The following is an 18359-nucleotide window of genomic DNA, read 5'->3' as shown; positions in this document are numbered from 1 at the left end:
CCCGGCGAGGTGACCCAGCGAGGTCAGCGGGGCTCGGCGGCCTCGAGCAGCCGTTGGCCGAGGTCGGCCACGCAGCGGCGTACCTCGTCCCCCTCGACGACGTGGAACGGCACGGCCTGACGGGCGAGCTCCTGGGCGTACCAGCTCGGGCTGTTGGTGCTCCCGACGAGGCGGCAGCGGCCGTCGTCGACGGGTTCGAGACGACCCAGGACGCGCGGGAGATAGCGGTCGACCTGCGCGAACGGGGCCTCGAAGACGACCTCGACCGAGTAGGCCCAGCCCTCCCCGAGGTGTTCCTCGACCTCGGTGACGGGATCGATCTCGGGACGTACGAACGAGGTCTCCTCGATGTCGACCGCGCCCATCCGGTCGACCCGGAGCACCCGGCGGGCCTCGGCGGTGTGCGACCAGCAGAGCAGGTACCAGCGGGCGTGGCGTACGACGACGGCCCACGGGTCGACGACCATCTTGCGCTCGTTGCCGTTCTCGGTCGTGTAGGCGATCGTGGTGCGCCGGCGGGAGTCGCAGGCCTGGACCAGGCTGGTGGTGATGTCCGGGTCGGGGGAGACGGCGCTCTGGTCCGGAACGGCGGAGATCGTACGCCGCACCGCGGCCACCGTCTGGGCCAGCGACTCGGGCAGCACCCGGCCGATCTTGCCGACCGCGCTGCCGACCGGGCCGGTGGCGTCGGCGATGTCGTGGTGGCCGTCGAGCAGGGCCATCACCAGACCGAGCGCCTCCGCGGTGGTGAAGATCAGCGGCGTACGCATCCCGCGGCCGAGCCGGTAGCCACCGTAGGGGCCGCGCTCGGACTCGACCGGGATCCCGGCCTCTCGCAGGATGGCGACGTAACGTCGGGCGGCGCGCTCGGTCACCCGCAGCCGCTCGCCCAGCCGCTCGGCGGTGATGCCGGGGGAGGACTGCAGCAGCTCGAGGGTGAGCAGCGCCCGTGCTGTCGGGCTCTCGTCATGTCCCATCGTGGCGGCTCCCGGAAGTAGTTCGTCCGGATTCAGCCTAGTCGGTGACGCCTCGCCCCATGTGAGCGACTTCTCGGCCGTCGTAACCGACTTCTCGGCGGGGGTGGTCCCGTACCCTTACCGGCATATGAGACTTCTGCTGATCAGACACGGCCAGACCCCGAGCAACGTCTCGGGGGCGCTCGACACCGCCTTCCCCGGCGCCGGGCTGACGGAGCTCGGACTCTCCCAGGCCGCGGCGGTGCCGGATGCGCTGGCGGGCGAGAGGATCGCGGGGCTCTACGCCTCCCGGCTGGTGCGTACGCAGCTGACCGCCCAGCCGCTCGCCGACCGGCTCGGGTTGCCGGTCGTGGTGCAGGAGGGGTTCGAGGAGATCAACGCGGGTCACCTGGAGATGGCCACCGACAAGGAGTCGGTGACGGCCTATCTCGAGGCGCTCGCCGACTGGATCGCCGGCACGCTGGAGACCCCGGTCCCGGGTGGCGAGGCAGGCCATGAGTTCCTGGCGCGCTTCGACGCCGCCGTCCAGGCCGTGGTCAAGCAGCACGAGCCCGAGGACACGGTCGCGATCGTCTCGCACGGTGCGGCGATCCGGATGTGGACCGGCCTGCGCACCGCGCAGTCACCCGCCTTCGGCGACGACAACCGGATTCGCAACACCGGGCTCGCGGTCGTCGAGGGCAGCCCCGACGAGGGCTGGACGACGATCTCGTGGAACAACGACCCGCTGGGCGGAGCCCACCTGATCGGCGAGGGCTTTTGATCCTCCGCTCGCTCCTGCTCTTCGCGCTGGCCGCGGTCGCCGAGATCGGTGGCGCCTGGCTCGTATGGCAGGGACTCCGGGAGCACCGCGGCTGGCTGTGGGTGGGCGCCGGATTCATCGCGCTCGGCCTCTACGGCGTCGTCGCCACGCTGCAGCCCGACGCCCACTTCGGGCGGATCCTGGCGGCGTACGGCGGGGTCTTCGTCGTCGGCTCGATCGCCTGGGGGATGGCGATGGACGGCTACCGGCCCGACCGGTGGGACATCGCCGGCGCGGCGCTGTGCCTGGCCGGGATGGGCATGATCATGTACGCGCCACGTGGGTGAGGATGGGGCCATGGCGTCCGAGGAAGACTCACCCCGCACCTTCGTCCCCGTCCCGCCGGAGGAGCGGCCCCGCCGCAGCCGCAGCACGGCTCGCGTACTCCTGATCGACGACCGCGACCGGATCCTGCTCTTCGCCGACTCCGACCCGGGGATCCCGGGCGTGCACTGGTGGATCACACCGGGCGGCGGCATCGACGACGGCGAGAGCGAGGTGGCCGCGGCCGTGCGCGAGGTCGAGGAGGAGACCGGTCTGCGGATCACCGAGGCCGACCTGATCGGCCCGACGATGCGACGGACCGTGGTCCACGGCTACAGCGACGTGGTCATCGACCAGCAGGACTTCTTCTTCGCGTGCTGGGTGCCGGTCTTCGAGGTCTCCACCGCCGGCCACACCGAGGAGGAGCAGCTCACCATGGCGGCCTACCGCTGGTGGACGCGCGCGGAGCTCGCGTCCACCGACGAGGAGATCTGGCCGGCGGTGCTGCTCGATCTGTGGAAGGACGCCGACGTACGCCGCGAGTCGGCCGCCCCAGCTGATCCGGCCGACGGCGGCTGGGTGGAGGAGTCGACGGTCCCGGCCTGACTGCCGGTTCCGGTCACGGAATGCACCGCAGCCGACCATCCTCACGGATGGTCGGCTGCGGTCTTTCGAGATCCGTCCATATCCCTCGGTATGACGAGATCTCTGGCGCGTGTCGTCACGCGCGCCGATCCCCCGATGGCGCGCGTGACGACACTCAGTCCGTTGAGCGGCCCCCCGACCGCGCCCTGGGCCTCCCCCTCAGCAGGCCCAGGGCATCCACCCACAGCCTCAGGCTGTGAACGACGGACCGTAGATGAAGGCGCATGGTCAGCGGACGACGCCGAGAGCGACGATGCCGGTGGCAGCCATCGCGGCGACGCCGAACATCGTGGTGCCGACGGCAGGCGGCATCCCGCCGCGGTGCTTGTGCTCGGCCTGGTCGTTGTTGCGGAGGGTGCGGACGGCGTCGAGGATGTTGTTGCGGATCGACTCGACGGCGGTCAGTTCACTGCGGTGACGTGCGGTGATCGTGGTGGTAGCCATGGTGTTTCCTCTTCTCGGCGGGCGGCGCTGGCCATCCGTTCTCCGGCGGCCTTCACGTGAGAGAGACGGGCTCATCGCAGGGTCATGACGCGACTCTTGTCCACTTTGGAGTTACGGAAGATCCACATTCGAGAAACAGGCGCTCGAGCCCGTACGCCGCACGTCATGGCCTCTGCTGCCCGGGGTGCCGACGCGGGAGTCGGACTCTTGTCGAGGAAGATGGGTGACAACGGGCGGCCGGTCTGATGGAGTTCGATCATGAGCGAAGCGATCGAGTGCGACGTCGTGGTGATCGGCCTCGGACCCGGCGGTGAGCACGTCGCCGGGAGCCTGGCCCGGGCGGGTCTGCGGGTCGTCGGTGTGGACGAGCGTCTGGTCGGTGGCGAGTGTCCCTACTTCGGCTGCATCCCGACCAAGATGATGGTGCACGCCGCGCAGAAGCTCCGCGACGCGCGTCTGGTCGAGGGGCGTGCCGGCTCCGCCATCGTCACCGCGGACTGGAAGCCGGTCGCCGACCGGATCCGCGACGAGGCGACCGACGACTGGGAAGACCAGGTCGCCATCGACCGGCTGGTCGCCGCGGGCGGCACCTTCGCCCGGGGTCGTGGGCAGATCACCGGGCCGCGCACGGTCACGGTCACCGCCAAAGACGGCACGGAGACGTCGTACGTCGCGGCGCGGGGCATCGTGCTCAACACCGGCACCGCGCCGGCCGCGCCGCCGGTTCCCGGGCTCGCCGACGCTCCCTACTGGACCAACCGCGACGCCGTCCGGCTGACCGAGCTCCCGGCATCGCTCGCGATCCTGGGTGGCGGGGCGATCGGCTGCGAGCTCGCCCAGGTGTTCGCCACCTTCGGGGTCCGGGTGACGGTCGTCGAGGCGTCCGACCGGCTTCTCCCTCCCGAGGAGCCCGAGGCCTCGGCCGCGATCAAGCAGGCGTTCGAGGACGCCGGGATCACCGTGCTCACCGGAGCCCGTGTCCAGCAGGTCTCCCACGACGGCGCCGAGTTCACGCTCGACCTCGGCGAGGGTGCGGTCACCGCGGAGCGGCTGCTGGTCGCCGCCGGACGCCGTGCGAACCTGGGTGATCTGGGGCTGGAGCACGTCGGCCTCGACCCGCAGGCCAGGGTCCTCGACCCGGACGAGCGGATGCGGGTCGCCGACGGTGTCTGGGCCGTCGGCGACATCACCGGCAAGGGCGCCTTCACCCACGTGTCGATGTACCAGGCCGACGTCGTGATCCGTGACCTCACCGGCGTCGACGGTCCGTGGGCGGACTACCGGGCGGTCGGGCGGGTCACCTTCACCGCCCCCGAGGTCGGCTCGGTCGGCCTCTCCGAGGCCGACGCGCGCGAGCGGGGCATCACGGTGCGTACGGCGACCGGTGACCTCGGCACCCGCGGCTGGATCGCAGAGGACCCGGGACCGATCAAGCTCGTCGCCGACGCCGACCGAGGCGTCCTCGTCGGCGGCACCGTCGTCGGGGCGGCAGGGGGCGAGATCCTCGGCATGGTGGCCACCGCGGTCCACGCCGAGATCCCGATCGCGACCCTGGCGGACATGCACTTCGCCTACCCGACGGCCCACCGCGGGTTGCAGACCGTGCTTCGCGCCCTGCTCGACTGACCCAGTAGGCGTTCTGACCACACCGGGGGGTCGACCAGGGATCACCCCTGGTTCGACCGCCCCGGCGAGAGAGCACTCTCGGAGATGTCGGCAATCCCGCCGACCAGAAGAAGGAGTGCGAAGCAATGAACACCACTGCAGCCACGGCGCTGAAGCTCGAGGCAGTCGTCATCCCGGTCGCCGACGTGGACCGGTCGAAGAAGTTCTACGACGGTCTGGGCTGGCGCCTCGACGCCGACTTCGAGTTCGACAACGGCTTCCGGGTCGTGCAGTTCACGCCCCCGGGCTCGCCCGCGTCGATCCAGTTCGGCACCAACATCACCACCGCGGAGCCGGGCACGGCCGAGGGTCTCTACCTGGTCGTCTCCGACGTCCAGAAGGCGCGCGACGCTCTCGAGGCCGAGGGTGTCGACATCAGCGACGTCTTCCACCCCGAGGTCCCCGGCGCCCAGTTCCGGCCGCTCTCCGGTGACGGACGCCTGGCCGGCGCTGCCGACGAGCGCGCGAGCTACGGGTCGTTCGCGTCCTTCGCGGACCCGGACGGCAACACCTACCTGCTCCAGGAGGTCACCACCCGACTCCCCGGGCGGATCGACGACACCGCGACGTCGTACGCCACGGCGAGCGACCTGACGGAGGCGCTCAAGCGGGCGGCGGTCGCCCACGGCGAGCATGAGGCCCGCAACGGCGGTGAGTACGACGAGGCCTGGCCCGAGTGGTACGCGGCCTACATGCTCGCCGAGTTCCACGGCGAGCCGCTGCCCGAGTGACCCGCGAGGACGGCGAGCAGGAGGAGTGCGATACCCGCGACGGCGGTGGTCCTCGAGCCTTAGGGTGGCGCAATGGGCGTACGGATCACCGCCTTTCGCGGTCGTACGAAGGAGCGGGACCGACTCGACGACGCGCTGCACCGCCTTCGCAACGGCGAGGGCGGTGCCCTCGTGCTGCGAGGTGAGGCCGGCATCGGCAAGACGACCCTGCTGGACTACGTCTCCGACCGCGCGAGCGGGTGCCGGGTCGCGGAGGTGACCGGGACGGAGTCCGAGCTGGAGCTGCCGTTCGCCGCCCTGCACCAGCTCTGCGCCCCGATGTTCGACCTGCTCCCCGGGCTCCCTGGTCCCCAGGAGCATGCCCTGCAGGTGGCGTTCGGGAACGTCGTGGGGCCTGCTCCGGACAAGTTCGTCGTCGGACTGGCGGTGCTCGGTCTGCTGTCGGAGGCGGCGACCGACCGGCCCGTCCTCTGCGTGGTGGACGACGCCCAGTGGATCGACGAGCCGTCGATCCAGGTCCTCGGGTTCGTGGCCAGGCGGCTGGCCGCCGAGTCGGTGCTGCTGGTGTTCGCGGTCCGCGAGCCCGCGGCGGAGCAGCTGCTCGCCGGTATCCCTGCGCTCCATCTCTCCGGGCTCGAGCACGAGGAGGCGGTCGACCTGCTGGCGTCCGCACTGCCCGGCCATCTCGACAGCCGGGTCCGGGACCGGATCGTCGCCGAGACCCGCGGCAACCCGTTGGCCCTGCTGGAGCTGGCGCAGCGAGGCGCCTCCGAGCTGATGGGCGGGTTCGCGTTCCCCGCGATCCATCCCGGCAGCCTGCACGACCACTACGTCCGCCGCATCCGCGCCCTCCCCGACCCGACCCGCCGGCTCCTTCTCCTCGCCGCGGCCGAACCCACGGGCGACGCCACCGTGCTGTGGCGGGCGGCGCAGTCGATGGGACTCACCCCTGCCGACTCGGAACCGGCTGCCGAGGAGCAGCTCTTCGAGGTCGGAGGGCAGGCCCGATTCGGACACCCACTGATGCGCAGCGCCGCCTACGCCGCGGGGACGCCCGAGCAACGACGTGAGGTCAACGCCGCCCTGGCGGCGGCCCTCGACGCCGGGACCGAGCCGGAACGCAGGATCTGGCACCTCGCGGCGGCGACCACCGGGACGGACGACGGGATCGCCGACGCCCTGCACGAGGCCGCCGGCCGCGCCCGCGCCCGCGGGGGAGTGGCGGCGGCAGCGTCCTTCCTGCAGCGCGCCGCGTCCCTCACCGCCGATCCTCGGCAACGAGCCGAGCGGACCCTCGCCGCGGCACAGGCCAACCTCGACGCAGGCAGGTACGAAGCAGCGCTCGCGCTCTCCGCCGAGGCGGAGGCCGACGCCGTCGACGACCTCCACCGTGCCCGCGCCGACCTCGTGCGCGCGCTCACCGGCCGGGCGGCCAGGTCCGGCAGCGACGCTCCCGCGGCGCTTGCCAGGGCCGCCCGACGACTCGAACCCCTAGACCCGCACCTGGCACGCGAGACCCACCTGGACGCATGGGGAGCAGCCCTGGTCGCCGGTGCCCTGGCCGACCCGGACGGTGACCTGACCGTGGTCTCGCGGGCCGCCTGCTCCGCACCGTCCCCGAGCACGACCACCCCGCGAGATGCGCTCGGCCCCGGCCTGGCCACCCTGGTCTCGGACGGGACGGCCGCGGCGGTACCCATGCTCCGCGAGGCGGTGACGTCCTACCTCGGTGGAGACGTCCCCACCGATGTCTTCCTGCGCCGTGGCGTACTGGTCGCTAACGCAGCCCTGTCGCTGTGGGACTTCGAGGCCTGGGACACCGCGACCAGCCGACACGTCGAGCTGGCCCGGGAGGCCGGTGCGCTCGCGCCGTTGGCCAACGCACTCAACGCCCACCGCGTCGTCGCGCTCTGGCGCGGCGACGTCGACCAGGCCCGCGACCTCGGCCTCGAGGAGCAACGGGTCAAAGAGGTCACCGGGACCCAGCGGGCGTCGTACGGCGAGCTGTTCCTGCTGGCGTACCAGGGCAACGCCATCCAGGCCGAGCCGGTCATCGCATCAGCCGCCGAGGAGGCGACTGCCCGTGGCGAGGGCCTCGGTCTGCAGATCACCGAGCGCGCCACGGCGCTGCTCCACCTCGGCCTCGGCCACTATGAGAGGGCGTACGAGGCGGCAGCGCGCGCCGGCGCCGGCAACCTCGGGCCCTTCACGGCCCAGGCCCTCCCCGACCTGGTCGAGGCGGCCGTACGCAGCGGCTCGACGGACGCTGCGACGACAGCGCTGGAGCGGCTGGCGGCTTACGCCGAGGTTCCCGACTCGGACTGGGCGGCCGGGCTGCTCGCGCGCTCTCGCGCCCTGGTCGCGGAGGGCGACGTGGCGGAGCGCTCCTACGTCGAGGCGGTCGAGCGCCTCGAGCGCACCCGTCTGCGCTTCGAGCTGGCCCGCACGCGGCTGCTGTTCGGCGAATGGCTGCGCCGTGAACGGCGGCGCGGTGATGCCCGCCTCCACCTCAAGGCCGCCTTCGAGGACTTCGCGGCGATGGGAGCCGACGGTTTCGCCGAACGTACCCGACACGAGCTGCTCGCCACCGGTGAGAAGGTCCGCAGACGGACCGCGGACACCCTCGACGACCTCACGGCGCAGGAGAGCCAGATCGCCCACATGGCGCGCGACGGCCGCACCAACCAGGAGATCGGCAGCGAGCTCTACATCAGTGCCCGCACGGTCGAGTGGCACCTGCGCAAGGTCTTCGGCAAGCTCGGGATCACCTCACGTCGCGAGCTGCGTGACGCGCTCCCGGACCACTAGGTCGCGCCACCGCGGTCGGTGCCGTATCGGCACCGGTGATGTCGTCCGGGCCTAGAGGTAGAGCCCGCCGGAGGAGTCGCCGTGGTCGTGCTGACCCGGCTGCTGCGGACCGCCCTGACCCGGGGCGGGATGGCCCTCCGGGGACAGGGTTGCGCCCGGCGGCAGGCCCTTGCGGATCTGCTCGAACTGCGCACGTGCTGCGACCTGCTGGGCGTAGATCGCGGTCTGGATGCCGTGGAAGAGGCCCTCGAGCCAGCCGACCAGCTGGGCCTGCGCGATCCGCAGCTCACCCTCGGACGGGGTCTGCTGCTCGGCGAAGGGCAGCGAGAGCCGCTCCAGCTCCTCGACCAGCTCGGGCGCGAGCCCGGACTCCAGCTCCTTGATCGAGGCCTGGTGGATCTCACGGAGCCGGTTGCGGGAGGCCTCGTCGAGCGGGGCGGCCTTCACCTCCTCGAGCAGCTGGCGGATCATCGATCCGATCCGCATCACCTTCGCGGGCTGCTCCACGAGGTCGGTCACGTCGCGCTCTTCGTCCTCGGCGGCCTCCGGCGCGCTGGCGTCCTTGAGTACGTCGGCGGGCACCGCGATCGGCTGCCCGTCGGGTCCGATGACCACGACTTCCCCGGTCTGCTCCTGCGTCATGCGCCCAACCCTACCTAGGGTCCGGTGGTCAGCAGGATCTTGCCGGTGTGCGTGCCGGACTCCATGAGCCGGTGCGCCTCGGCGGCTTCCGCCAGCGGGAGTACGTCCTGCACGACCGCCTTCACCTCGCCGGCCTCGACCATCGGCCAGATGCGCTCGACGACCTCGGCGCAGATCCTCGCCTTCTGCTCGACCGGGCGTCCACGGAGGTTGGTGGCGATGACCGCGGCCCGCTTGCGGAGGAGGGCATTGATGTCGAGCTCCGCCTTCGTGCCGCCCTGCATCCCGATGATGACCAGCCGGCCCTCGGGGTTGAGGGCATCGATGTTGCGGGCGAGGTATTTCGCGCCCATGTTGTCGAGGATGACGTCGGCGCCGCCGTAGACCTTGGCGACCTCGACGAAGTCCTGGTCCTTGTAGTTGACGACCACCTCGGCGCCGAGCGACTTGGCCAGCTCGGCCTTCTCGGCCGAACCGACCGTGGTGATCACCCGGGAGCCGATCTGACTGGCGAGCTGGATCGCCATCGTGCCGATCCCGCCGGCGCCGCCGTGGACCAGGAACGTCTCGTCAGGAGTCAGCCCGCCGACCATGAACACGTTGGACCACACGGTGGTGGTGACCTCGGGAAGCGCCGCGGCGGTGACCAGGTCGACGCCCTCGGGCACCGGCATCACCTGTCCGGCCGGGACCGCGACCTTCGTCGCGTAGCCGCCTCCGGCGAGGAGCGCGCACACCTCGTCACCCACCTGCCACTCGTCGACGCCCTCGCCGACCGCGGAGATCACGCCGCTGCACTCCATCCCGATGATGTCGCTGGCGCCCTTCGGCGGCGGGTAGAAGCCCTGGCGCTGCAGCAGGTCGGCCCGGTTGAGCCCCGCGGCGGCGACGTCGATCACAACCTCGCCGGGCCCCGGCTCCGGGTCGGGACGGTCGGTGACGGTGAGGACCTCGGGCCCTCCGGGCTGCTCGGCTACGACGGCTCGCATGCCGCCAAGACTAGGGGCCTGCGGTGGTGGCGGGTGGCGGGCCGGCGGCGTGTAACACGTCGTTCGTGGTTCTATCCGGTCGTTCAGAACGACCGGATAGTGGGTGTAACAGCGTGTTACAGCTGGCGCGCGCGCCGCCACCACGATTCCTCAGAGCGACTTCAGGTCCGTCCAGGTGTCGATGTCGCGGTGCTCGTCGCCCTCCGAGGGGACCTCGACGAGATCGAGGTCGGCCAGCAGCTTGCGCAACGGCATCCCGTGCTGACCCCCGTGGTCCGGGCGGACCTCGGCGAGCCGTGCGGTGGAGAGGACCAAGGCCAGCTGCCGACGCTCGTCCGGTCCGACGAGCACGGCGCCGTCACGACCGAAGGCAGCCTCGCGGAGCCGCGACAGCGTCCGCGGCCGCAGGAAGGGCATGTCGACGGCGACCACCCCGACGTACGCCCGCGGGGTCAGCAGCGCGTCCACACCGGTCAGCAGGGCGGCGACCGGGCCGCCGAAGCGAGGGTCCTCGCGGACGAAGGTCACCGGACGCTCGGTGTGCACCGGGTCGCCCACGACGACGACCTCCATCGCGTCGACGACGGCGTCAAGCGCCCAGGCCAGCATCGTGCGGCCGCCGAGCTCGATCCCGGACTTGTCGATCCCGTCGAGGCGGGAGCTGCGTCCTCCGGCGAGCAGCACGGCAGCGTACGGCTCCCATTCGTCCCAGCGAGTCACACCGGGGACTCTAGTCTGGACGTGTGACCACCTGGAACAGCCTCCGTATCAGCCTCGTCCAGCAGGCGTCGGGGCTCGAGCCCGCCGCCAATCGGGAGCTCCTGGCCGAGCTGACCCCGGCGAACAGCGACCTGGTCGTCTTCCCCGAGGTCTTCGCCCGCGACTTCGGCAAGCCGGGATCCGACCTGAGCCCGTTCGCCGAGGGACTCGACGGGCCCTTCGGGACGGAGCTGGCGCGGGTGGCCAAGGAGCGGGAGGCCACGGTCGTGGCCGGGATGCTCGAGACCAGCGGCGATCCCGAGGGGCGCCCGTTCAACACCCTGCTCGTACGGGGCGGGGCTGAGGCGGCGTACCGGAAGATCCATCTCTACGACTCCTTCGGCTACAAGGAGTCCGACGCGTTGGTCGCGGGCGCGATCGAGCCGGTGGTGGTCGACATCGCTGGTGTGCCCACGGGGCTGATGACCTGCTACGACCTGCGCTTTCCCGAGCTCGCGCGGCGTCTGGTCGACGCGGGCGCCGAGTTGATCGTGCTGCCGGCGGCGTGGGTGGCCGGGCCGCGCAAGGTCGACCACTGGCGCACGCTCGTACGTGCCCGCGCGATCGAGAACACCGTCTTCATCGCGGCGGCCGCCCAGTCGGCGCCTCGCTACTGCGGTCACTCGATGGTCGTGGACCCGCTCGGGGACGTCCTGACCGAGGCCGGGGACGGCGACGAGGTCGTCTCCGCGACGATCGATCGGGCCGTGCTCGAGGAGGCTCGTCGCACCAACCCCTCCCTGGTCAACCGCAGAATGTGACGCTGGTCAACAACTCCTCGTCACGGCGGTAAACGGATATCGATGACTCGTTAGGTTCACCCCTTCCCCGGTATCCTCGCCTGTTATGGACCGAGCCCCCCGCCGTCGCGCTGACAAGAGCAAGCGTGGCCGTCGTGCAGCCGGTCGCAGCGAGCCCACACCCGCATACGTGGAGCCGACCTCGAGCGAGGCGCTGGCGTATGACCAGTGGGCGGAGAACGACTGGTCGACCGGCTATCAAGAGACCAGCCACGACACCGGCCATCCCTTCGGTGGCCAGAGCAACGGCGAGGACTGGAGCCAGACCGGTTGGGCCGACGAGACGTGGTACGACGACCGTCAGCAGCCCCAGGAGCCGCCGCCCACCCCGGGTGGCGGGCGCCGGATCGCCGGCCGCGCCGAGTCCCAGCAGCCCGACGAGCCGAACGGCTACACGGGCAAGCGTGCGCGGCTGACGTCGCCGGAGCCCCCGGCTCCCGTCGGTCGTGGCTATGACGGCGGCGGCTTCAGCGGTGGCTACGCGGACGCGCCGGTCAGGCCCGCGCCCACGCCGGAGCCCGCGCTGAGCGGTCCGACCGCGCCGCCCCCGAGCGCGCGCCAGGCGCCGGCGTACTCCACGACGGGCACCTACACGGTCATGCCCGGTCTGGTGCAGACGCCGCCGCAGACGCCGTCCCACATCCAGCAGCCGGCCTACCCGCAGGACCCCTACCAGTCCGACCCGTACCAGTCCGACCCGTATCAGTCGGGCCACCTCGAGCCGGTCCATGACCCGGCCTACGAGCCGGCGCCCTACGACGCGGAGTCCTCCGGTCGCCCCACCCCCGCGGCCAAGGTGACCTCGTTCCTCGCCCAGCCGCGGGTGCCCGGCGCCGGCGCGGCCCGCGCGGGCCTCGGGATCATCGAGAGCCTGACCGCCGGCACGGTCCGGGCGATCTGGCTGGTCGCGCTCGCCGTCGGGCTGCTCGGCCTCGGTGTCAGCGCCTTCGACCTGGGGCCGGAGATCTTCGGCGGCCTCGGCGCCGTCGTCGTCGGCACCGCCTACACCTTCGCGCTGGCCCACCGCACCGGTGGCCGGCCGCTGATCTTCGGCTCCCTGGCAGCAGCTGCCGGTCTCGTCGTGGTGCTCGTGGACAACGAGGCGCTGCGTACGGGTGCGGCGGTCCTGGTCGCGTCGGTGGCAGCGGTCCTCGCGGTGATGGGCACCGTCCCCGCGCGCCGTTTCCCCAAGGCGATCCGCGAGGCGTTCATCGCCGTCGGCATCGCCGCGCTCGGAAGCTTCGCCGCGCTCGGGTTCGAGCCGGTGGTGATGGTCTCCCGATTCGAGTACGCGACGCTCGCCTGCTCGCTCGCGATCGCCTTCTTCGCGGTCTACCGCCTCGGCGCCGGCCTGCACGGTCTCGGCCGGCGGGGTGCGATCGTGGTCGGCATCGGCGGCCTGATGCTCGCGCTCACCCTGATCTACGCCGAGATGCTGCGCCGCTACGGCAGCACCGGCCTGCTCGACTCGATCGACGAGATGCAGCGCTGGTGCCGCATCCACATCGGTGGCTACCCGCACCCGATCCAGGCGTTCTTCGGCGTCCCGGCGCTCGTCTGGGGCACCCACATGCGCTCCCGGCGCCGCCAGGGCTGGTGGGTCTGCCTCTTCGGCGTCGCGCTCACCGCGCCGGTGGCCAGCACGTTCCTCAACCCCGACGTCGGCCTCGCCGAGGCCGCCCTCTCGGTCGTCTACAGCATCCTCGTCGGCCTGGTGATCGCGTTCGTCATCATCCGCATCGACCTCGCCCTCAGCGGCTCGACGGCGGCCGGCAGCGGCCGCAGGGCGGCTCGTGAGGCCGATGAGGCCAGCGCCGTACGCCCCGAGCCGGGCCGCACCCACGCGCTGCTCTGACGCCCGTTCTGGCTAGGGATACCGCTTGGTAACCCGTACGTTCTGGGTTATGAGCCGCAGAACCCCCACCACGATCGCCGCCGAGATGGTCGCCAACGTCATGAGCGTCGGCGTGCAGCCCGGAGACGAGGTCGCCGTCGGGGACACCGTCGTGCTCCTGGAGTCCATGAAGATGGAGATCCCGGTCCTCGCCGAGGCGCCGGGCACCGTGGTGGCGGTCAAGGTGGCCGCCGGGGATGTCGTCCAGGAGGGTGACGTTCTCGTCGAGTTGAGCGCCTGACCCTCAGGCGCACTACACTCGGCGACGTGCCTTCGGGCGCATGGAGGGATGCCGGAGTGGCCGATCGGAACCGCCTTGAAAGCGGTCGTAGGGAGACCTACCGCGGGTTCGAATCCCGCTCCCTCTGCCAGACTCACACCTCTTGCAGGTGCCGATCCACGTCGATCATCAACCGCCGCAGCTCGAGGAGGAGATCCTCGAGGTCCGTGCGGTCGAGCACGTCGTCGGCGAGGACCGCGAGCCGGCTCAGCAGCGTGCCGCGATCACGCAGCGCGCCGACGTCGTTGAGCGCATGCCACTCCTGACCGTTGTCGAGGATCAGCAACGCCTCACGTACGCCGCCCAGGCGCTGGCGCACCGACCAGCGCCAGAGGCCGACGTTGGTCCCGGGGCGGGGAGCGGCGATAGCGGTATCCAGGGCCCGAAGAGCATCCGACATATTGGGAAGCACACCTGTCATGAGCAGATTGTGACCTAGGTCACGTAAAGGAGCAAGCCGATGCGGCTCCGGCCGCCCGTGTCGGTCACAATGGAGAGCGTGTCATCCGCAGAGCTCACCTACTACCGTCTCGCTCCGACCGTGCAGGCCCGCCTCCTCGGCGCCGCGGTGGTCGGCCTGGCACTCCTGGTCTTCGCCGGCACGGCCGTCGTGATCGCGGCCCGGATCGACTTCGCGTGGATCTTCGTCCCGCTGGTCGTCGGCGTCGTCGCGGTGATCGGGTTCGGCTGGTGGCTTCGCAACAAGGCGTACGTCCTGCGCGCCAGCGCCCAGGGCTACAAGATCGCGTTCGTGCGGGGTGCCGGCGTGCGCGAGGCCCGCTGGGTCGACATCCAGGAGGCGGTGACCACCATGCCCGCCGGCACGCCGTGCCTCGAGCTGCGGCTCAAGAAGGGTGGTGCCACCATCATCCCGGTCACGATCCTCAGCATCGACCGAGAGCAGTTCGTACGCGACCTGCAGGCCCATCTGAAGGCCACCATCAAGCCGCTCGACCAGGCGTCCGGAACCACCGAAGCACCCTGATTGGTCCCAGACGCGCTGGTCTTGTAGCCTGTTCGCGCAGTATGGAGGCGTCGCCTAGTCCGGTCTATGGCGCTCGACTGCTAATCGAGTTTGGGGCTTAAACCCCATCGAGGGTTCAAATCCCTCCGCCTCCGCTGGTTTCAATGAGTTTGGCCCCCTTCAAGAGGGGGCCAAACTGCTTTCTGACCTGCAGGTTTAAGCAGTGCAAAAGTCCGTACGCCGGAACTTGGGTTACCCGAAAGTCGCCAACCTGCACAATAATCATCCCGTAGGCCTCTCGGCACCAGAATCGGCCTCGAGACCAGGAAGGAACCACATGAAGCACGTACGCAAGGCGGTGGCGCTCGCGCTGGCTTCGGCAGCCGCGGTCGTCGCCATGGGTGCTCTTGGAAGCGCTACGACGGCTTCTGCCGATTCGAGCTGGGGCATCACGGCTGTCGAGGACTCCAGCTGGGGCACCATCCGGCGCTGATCCTCGGAGCGAAACTCACTTTCTGGGACTCCGGACGGAGTCCCCGTCCGACATCGGGTCGTCGTTTCCGCTGCGGCCGATTTCGTAACCCAGCTGGAATCGGGTGTCGACGTCGAACTCTTCCTTGAGGTCTGAGACGTATCCTGCGTACGTTCTGGGGCTGACCCCAAGGCGCTTCGATGCTGCCGGATCGGAGTGCCCTTCGATGAGCATGCGAAGCGTCATCGCTCGCTGCTCGTCGGCGATGTCTCGCAGCGTCGACGAGTCCGAACTGGAGAACGGTCGGGCTCGTTCCCATGCCCGCTCGTAGACGTCGACCAGGTAGGCCACGACAGAGGGTTCACGAACAGCCAAGGCGGTGTCCACCCCATCCGGGCTGGGGATCACTGCGATACGGCGGTCGAAGATCATCATCCGGTTGAAGAATTCGTCCAGAGTGCGTACTTCGCCCCCGGCTCGGGAGACGGCGGCAACGTACTCGCGGGTGGCGCTGTTTCGGCGAGCCGCGTGCTGATAAAGGGTGCAGACCCGTACGCCGCGCTCGAGAAGTGCTGTGTCCTTCTCGATCGCTGCGGCAAGCTTGCTGCCGGTGTCACGCCGTGTCTGCGGCTGCGCCGTCAGCATCTCGCTCTCGCACTCGGCTACCAATGAGTCGATGAACGGCTGAATGGCCGGCGCATGGACGTATGCGAATGGACCTTGCTGTTCCGCCGGCGCCGAGCGACGCCAGGCGTTTCGCAGGGCGGTGAAATCATTGGCCCACTCTGCCGATTCCTGGAGGAGGCGGATGCCTTCCTGAGTCATAGGTGTGACGACCCGAGCCTGCACGGTTGCCGGGTCGACGGTCACCCACGTGTCCGGTGCGTCGTCAGGGTTGCGGACGAGTCCCAGCTCCGCGAGAGCGGCCAGCGCGTCTGTGAACTCACCGTCATCGCTGATTCGCGGATCCGATGTAGAGATCCCTCCGCGATCTGCGATGAGCTCGAAGAGCTCGATGCCCTTCGCCTCGAGCAGTGCACGCGTCCTGGGCGTGCGTCTCTCGTCGGTCACGTTCCTCTCCTCGCCGGATGGCGTGGGTTGACGCTTGCTCACGCTCCACCTCCCCGATGCTGTGGCTAGCGCCAGATCTTCTCACACGTGGCGATTTCTGGTCACGGACCATCTTCCGCTAATGTTCTACACGTTGCTTCGGTAACACTGCGCCTGTAGCTCAACGGATAGAGCATCTGACTACGGATCAGAAGGTTTGGGGTTCGAATCCCTACAGGCGCGCAGTACATGCGCAAGTGAGAGGTTGGCCCCTGACCAGGCAGAACGCCCTGGTGAGGGGCTTTCTTCATGTTCACGGTGTGCCCCGAGTGCGAGGCGCTTGCTAACGCTTCTGCTAACAGAGTCATGGTTTCAGCGGCCCTCTTCGGTGTCGTCGCCGTCTTCGGCGCTCTTACCGCCGTGGTCGAGCAGGTCGACGTACAACTTCGTCAGCCTCATCGGCCGGACCTGCTGCAGGCGCATGTGCCGATGTTCGGGATGATGTAGTTCTCGATCATCTGGCGGAATCGCGGAGGCCGATCCGACCGCAGCAGAGAATGCCCTCAATCGTCACCTGCCGCCCGACGAGGTCCCGTCCACGCGCGCACCTGCCGGATGATGGCCACCGTGGTGCGTGCTCGCGGCAGACGGTGCGTACAAACCGATGGAGCACCTTGGCCAAGACGGCTGGCCGACCGTTGCAGCCGCGACCTCGGATGACCTCGCCGCAATCCTCCGGCGCTGTCAGGGCTGGGAGTCGGCCGACGACCGAGGAAAGAAAGCAACTCCCGAGCGAAGCGGCACGATGACAAGACGCTGGCCGTCGTCTCGCGAGAACCCCTCTACTGACTCAAGATCGACACTAGCGAGACAGCGCCCGAAGAGGCAGCGTGCTGGATAGATCGAGTCGTCCAGGTGTGCCCATCAACTGACGATGTAGACCGCAGTCACAGAGGAGCATGCGCTGTGAAGCCTCCCGTGTACTCATCTGATTCCACGGTGGCTCCCATGCGGGCCAGCAGTTGGATCTGCTCGGCGCTCATCCACCAGCCCATCGCGTTGTAGCCGCCGTCTGGATCGTCGAACCACCTGACCATCATCAGGCCTGCTGCGACGTCGCCCCTGTCGACGAGATCTCGCACTCGATCAGCGACAGGCGCGATGCGGGCAAGAACATCGGACACTTGTTCATCGATCCGTCCGTGCGTCTCGCATCGAATCTGCCACCGGTGTACGGCAGGGGCCACCCGTGGCGACGTCTGCCGGGACCCCATGACCGAAGTCCGATCCGGTTCGATCCCGAGATGCTGCGTAACCTGTTCGGCCGTGACAGCCTCGCTGGCGAGCCAGAAATAGCAGTACTGCAGTACCTTCCACGGCGAATCCGACATGCTCGCCAACCCTACGCGGGCGGGCTTGAGGTCGCGCACTCGATTTAGTCCATGGCTGCGCGGATCGAGCGTAGAGAGCGCGGGAGGATCCGGCCCACTTAGTTGGCTTCGTGAGAACTTTCTCTATTGATTCAAGGCGGCCTTCGGCCGCGTACGCGGCCTCCGGGGGCGTGCGGCCTGGCGGCCGGTCCCCCTACGTGCCGCGCCAAAATGAAGAGTGCGCCCCTTCCCCGTAGGGAAGAGACGCGCTCGCGAATCGGGTCCAGGCAGTCCTCAGCTGCCGGCTCCTGCCATCCTGTCCACATGACCGCCCAGCCGCTGCGCATCGCCGACCTCCGAGCCGCCCTCGAGCGCACCCTCGACGCCGTCGAAGCCCAGCACGGCCCCGAGGTCACCTTCGACGTCGACCACTACTGGAACGTCCCGATCACCGCTGCCTTCAACCTCGACCAGGAACCCGACCTCGACATGGGGCAACTCAGTGACGACGCCGAGACCATCAGCACGACGGCGAGGGGCTCCGATCCCGTCAGCATCTGGCACGAATGCGACCATCTCGCCGGCGTCCTCCGAGCCCTGGGACACCTCGACCTCCCCTGAAACTTCTCACGACGCAGCGCTGCGAGCCTGACCACTGATGCCGGCGACGTCCCGGTGAGAGGGGATCCGGCAAGTTGCTGATGACGAGGGAGGAGGGGTTGCTGCCGGCAGGGACACACCCAGCGACACCTCGAGGCACGGCGGATGAACCCGGACGATTCCGGAAATTCGGGGCTGGCGCG

20 protein-coding genes and 3 tRNA genes are annotated in these 18359 nt (G+C 69.7%); 15 read left to right on the top strand and 8 right to left on the bottom strand.

The annotated features are described in order from the left end of the window. Nucleotides 1-23 precede the first annotated feature (23 nt). Entirely contained in the window at nucleotides 24-977 is a 954-nt protein-coding gene (locus ACWZJV_RS13605; protein WP_196876184.1) for a helix-turn-helix transcriptional regulator, read from the bottom strand. A gap of 127 nt (nucleotides 978-1104) precedes the next feature. Between ACWZJV_RS13605 and ACWZJV_RS13600 the strand changes: the two genes are divergently transcribed. The 3 genes from ACWZJV_RS13600 to ACWZJV_RS13590 are packed head-to-tail and all read left to right on the top strand — an operon-like array spanning nucleotide 1105 to nucleotide 2649. Further along, nucleotides 1105-1740 (top strand): histidine phosphatase family protein, encoded by a 636-nt coding sequence (locus tag ACWZJV_RS13600; protein ID WP_008355253.1) that lies wholly within the window; start codon nucleotides 1105-1107, stop codon nucleotides 1738-1740. Beyond that, nucleotides 1737-2066, top strand: a complete 330-nt coding sequence (locus ACWZJV_RS13595; protein WP_008355251.1) for a YnfA family protein — start codon at nucleotides 1737-1739, stop codon at nucleotides 2064-2066. Before ACWZJV_RS13600 ends, ACWZJV_RS13595 begins: the two co-directional genes overlap by 4 nt. 10 nt (nucleotides 2067-2076) lie before the next feature. Further along, nucleotides 2077-2649 carry an NUDIX hydrolase gene (locus ACWZJV_RS13590; RefSeq protein WP_457181818.1) on the top strand — a complete coding sequence of 191 codons (573 nt, stop codon included), beginning with the start codon at nucleotides 2077-2079 and terminating at the stop codon, nucleotides 2647-2649. A gap of 267 nt (nucleotides 2650-2916) precedes the next feature. Here ACWZJV_RS13590 and ACWZJV_RS13585 read toward each other — a convergent pair whose 3' ends face one another. Then, nucleotides 2917-3132 (bottom strand): hypothetical protein, encoded by a 216-nt coding sequence (locus tag ACWZJV_RS13585; protein WP_008355248.1) that lies wholly within the window; start codon nucleotides 3130-3132, stop codon nucleotides 2917-2919. A 258-nt stretch (nucleotides 3133-3390) separates the two neighbouring features. Between ACWZJV_RS13585 and ACWZJV_RS13580 the strand changes: the two genes are divergently transcribed. The 3 genes from ACWZJV_RS13580 to ACWZJV_RS13570 all read left to right on the top strand — a co-directional run bounded on the left by ACWZJV_RS13580 (nucleotide 3391) and on the right by ACWZJV_RS13570 (nucleotide 8336). Next, on the top strand, nucleotides 3391-4758 hold the full coding sequence (locus tag ACWZJV_RS13580) for a dihydrolipoyl dehydrogenase family protein (protein WP_457181817.1): 1368 nt from the start codon (nucleotides 3391-3393) through the stop codon (nucleotides 4756-4758). A gap of 125 nt (nucleotides 4759-4883) precedes the next feature. Next, a complete protein-coding gene (locus tag ACWZJV_RS13575; protein WP_008355244.1) occupies nucleotides 4884-5528 on the top strand; it encodes a VOC family protein in 645 nt (214 codons plus the stop codon). Between the two features lie 72 nt (nucleotides 5529-5600). Continuing rightward, complete coding sequence (locus ACWZJV_RS13570) at nucleotides 5601-8336, top strand: helix-turn-helix transcriptional regulator (protein WP_457181816.1); 2736 nt, start codon at nucleotides 5601-5603, stop codon at nucleotides 8334-8336. A gap of 51 nt (nucleotides 8337-8387) precedes the next feature. Here ACWZJV_RS13570 and ACWZJV_RS13565 read toward each other — a convergent pair whose 3' ends face one another. The 3 genes from ACWZJV_RS13565 to mobA form a co-directional block, all read right to left on the bottom strand. After that, nucleotides 8388-8978: a bacterial proteasome activator family protein gene (locus tag ACWZJV_RS13565; RefSeq protein ID WP_008355241.1), complete on the bottom strand. Its 591-nt coding sequence runs from the start codon at nucleotides 8976-8978 to the stop codon at nucleotides 8388-8390. 14 nt (nucleotides 8979-8992) lie between these two features. Then, nucleotides 8993-9967 carry an NAD(P)H-quinone oxidoreductase gene (locus ACWZJV_RS13560; RefSeq protein ID WP_457181815.1) on the bottom strand — a complete coding sequence of 325 codons (975 nt, stop codon included), beginning with the start codon at nucleotides 9965-9967 and terminating at the stop codon, nucleotides 8993-8995. 150 nt (nucleotides 9968-10117) lie between these two features. Next, nucleotides 10118-10687, bottom strand: a complete 570-nt coding sequence (gene mobA, locus ACWZJV_RS13555; protein ID WP_457181814.1) for a molybdenum cofactor guanylyltransferase — start codon at nucleotides 10685-10687, stop codon at nucleotides 10118-10120. A 23-nt stretch (nucleotides 10688-10710) separates the two neighbouring features. On the opposite strand from mobA, the gene ACWZJV_RS13550 reads away from it, so the two are divergent. From ACWZJV_RS13550 to ACWZJV_RS13535, 4 genes are all read left to right on the top strand, one after another. Further along, nucleotides 10711-11487 (top strand): carbon-nitrogen hydrolase family protein, encoded by a 777-nt coding sequence (locus ACWZJV_RS13550; protein WP_457181813.1) that lies wholly within the window; start codon nucleotides 10711-10713, stop codon nucleotides 11485-11487. Between the two features lie 85 nt (nucleotides 11488-11572). Then, on the top strand, nucleotides 11573-13381 hold the full coding sequence (locus ACWZJV_RS13545) for a hypothetical protein (RefSeq protein ID WP_457181812.1): 1809 nt from the start codon (nucleotides 11573-11575) through the stop codon (nucleotides 13379-13381). Nucleotides 13382-13430: 49 nt separating this feature from the next. Then, nucleotides 13431-13661: a biotin/lipoyl-binding carrier protein gene (locus tag ACWZJV_RS13540; protein WP_008355233.1), complete on the top strand. Its 231-nt coding sequence runs from the start codon at nucleotides 13431-13433 to the stop codon at nucleotides 13659-13661. Nucleotides 13662-13703: 42 nt separating this feature from the next. Next, nucleotides 13704-13791 (top strand) — tRNA-Ser (locus ACWZJV_RS13535). A 3-nt stretch (nucleotides 13792-13794) separates the two neighbouring features. Here the strand turns inward: ACWZJV_RS13535 and ACWZJV_RS13530 are convergent. Beyond that, a complete protein-coding gene (locus ACWZJV_RS13530; protein WP_050800468.1) occupies nucleotides 13795-14100 on the bottom strand; it encodes a hypothetical protein in 306 nt (101 codons plus the stop codon). Between the two features lie 90 nt (nucleotides 14101-14190). Here ACWZJV_RS13530 and ACWZJV_RS13525 point away from each other — a divergent pair, with 90 nt between their 5' ends. The 3 genes from ACWZJV_RS13525 (at nucleotide 14191) to ACWZJV_RS13515 (ending at nucleotide 15157) form a co-directional block, all read left to right on the top strand. After that, on the top strand, nucleotides 14191-14685 hold the full coding sequence (locus tag ACWZJV_RS13525; protein ID WP_457181811.1) for a hypothetical protein: 495 nt from the start codon (nucleotides 14191-14193) through the stop codon (nucleotides 14683-14685). Nucleotides 14686-14728: 43 nt separating this feature from the next. Next, nucleotides 14729-14819: transfer RNA gene (locus ACWZJV_RS13520), tRNA-Ser, on the top strand. 182 nt (nucleotides 14820-15001) lie between these two features. Continuing rightward, on the top strand, nucleotides 15002-15157 hold the full coding sequence (locus ACWZJV_RS13515; RefSeq protein WP_457181810.1) for a hypothetical protein: 156 nt from the start codon (nucleotides 15002-15004) through the stop codon (nucleotides 15155-15157). A gap of 15 nt (nucleotides 15158-15172) precedes the next feature. On the opposite strand, the gene ACWZJV_RS13510 is transcribed toward ACWZJV_RS13515, so the two are convergent. Further along, entirely contained in the window at nucleotides 15173-16207 is a 1035-nt protein-coding gene (locus ACWZJV_RS13510) for a LuxR family transcriptional regulator (protein WP_457181809.1), read from the bottom strand. 149 nt (nucleotides 16208-16356) lie between these two features. Between ACWZJV_RS13510 and ACWZJV_RS13505 the strand changes: the two genes are divergently transcribed. Next, nucleotides 16357-16429 (top strand) — tRNA-Arg (locus ACWZJV_RS13505). 704 nt (nucleotides 16430-17133) lie between these two features. On the opposite strand, the gene ACWZJV_RS13500 is transcribed toward ACWZJV_RS13505, so the two are convergent. Beyond that, nucleotides 17134-17616, bottom strand: a complete 483-nt coding sequence (locus tag ACWZJV_RS13500) for a DUF4279 domain-containing protein (protein WP_457181808.1) — start codon at nucleotides 17614-17616, stop codon at nucleotides 17134-17136. Nucleotides 17617-17880: 264 nt separating this feature from the next. On the opposite strand from ACWZJV_RS13500, the gene ACWZJV_RS13495 reads away from it, so the two are divergent. Then, nucleotides 17881-18177 (top strand): hypothetical protein, encoded by a 297-nt coding sequence (locus ACWZJV_RS13495; protein ID WP_457181807.1) that lies wholly within the window; start codon nucleotides 17881-17883, stop codon nucleotides 18175-18177. Nucleotides 18178-18359 lie beyond the last annotated feature (182 nt).

The sequence above is a fragment of the Nocardioides sp. WG-D5 genome (genome assembly GCF_054031175.1).
The sequence above is the reverse complement of the archived record's forward strand: the minus strand, read 5'-3'. Positions and strand labels throughout refer to the sequence as shown.

What these genes read in the sequence shown, in the direction of transcription:
- ACWZJV_RS13575 (WP_008355244.1), top strand. Translation starts at nt 4,884, where the DNA reads ATGAACACCACTGCAGCCACGGCGCTGAAGCTCGAGGCAGTCGTCATC.
- ACWZJV_RS13570 (WP_457181816.1), top strand. Translation starts at nt 5,601, where the DNA reads ATGGGCGTACGGATCACCGCCTTTCGCGGTCGTACGAAGGAGCGGGAC.
- ACWZJV_RS13565 (WP_008355241.1), bottom strand. Translation starts at nt 8,978, where the DNA reads ATGACGCAGGAGCAGACCGGGGAAGTCGTGGTCATCGGACCCGACGGG.
- ACWZJV_RS13580 (WP_457181817.1), top strand. Translation starts at nt 3,391, where the DNA reads ATGAGCGAAGCGATCGAGTGCGACGTCGTGGTGATCGGCCTCGGACCC.
- ACWZJV_RS13530 (WP_050800468.1), bottom strand. Translation starts at nt 14,100, where the DNA reads ATGTCGGATGCTCTTCGGGCCCTGGATACCGCTATCGCCGCTCCCCGC.
- ACWZJV_RS13540 (WP_008355233.1), top strand. Translation starts at nt 13,431, where the DNA reads ATGAGCCGCAGAACCCCCACCACGATCGCCGCCGAGATGGTCGCCAAC.
- ACWZJV_RS13495 (WP_457181807.1), top strand. Translation starts at nt 17,881, where the DNA reads ATGACCGCCCAGCCGCTGCGCATCGCCGACCTCCGAGCCGCCCTCGAG.
- ACWZJV_RS13590 (WP_457181818.1), top strand. Translation starts at nt 2,077, where the DNA reads ATGGCGTCCGAGGAAGACTCACCCCGCACCTTCGTCCCCGTCCCGCCG.
- ACWZJV_RS13585 (WP_008355248.1), bottom strand. Translation starts at nt 3,132, where the DNA reads ATGGCTACCACCACGATCACCGCACGTCACCGCAGTGAACTGACCGCC.
- ACWZJV_RS13545 (WP_457181812.1), top strand. Translation starts at nt 11,573, where the DNA reads ATGGACCGAGCCCCCCGCCGTCGCGCTGACAAGAGCAAGCGTGGCCGT.
- ACWZJV_RS13515 (WP_457181810.1), top strand. Translation starts at nt 15,002, where the DNA reads ATGAAGCACGTACGCAAGGCGGTGGCGCTCGCGCTGGCTTCGGCAGCC.
- ACWZJV_RS13525 (WP_457181811.1), top strand. Translation starts at nt 14,191, where the DNA reads ATGGAGAGCGTGTCATCCGCAGAGCTCACCTACTACCGTCTCGCTCCG.
- ACWZJV_RS13600 (WP_008355253.1), top strand. Translation starts at nt 1,105, where the DNA reads ATGAGACTTCTGCTGATCAGACACGGCCAGACCCCGAGCAACGTCTCG.
- ACWZJV_RS13605 (WP_196876184.1), bottom strand. Translation starts at nt 977, where the DNA reads ATGGGACATGACGAGAGCCCGACAGCACGGGCGCTGCTCACCCTCGAG.
- ACWZJV_RS13560 (WP_457181815.1), bottom strand. Translation starts at nt 9,967, where the DNA reads ATGCGAGCCGTCGTAGCCGAGCAGCCCGGAGGGCCCGAGGTCCTCACC.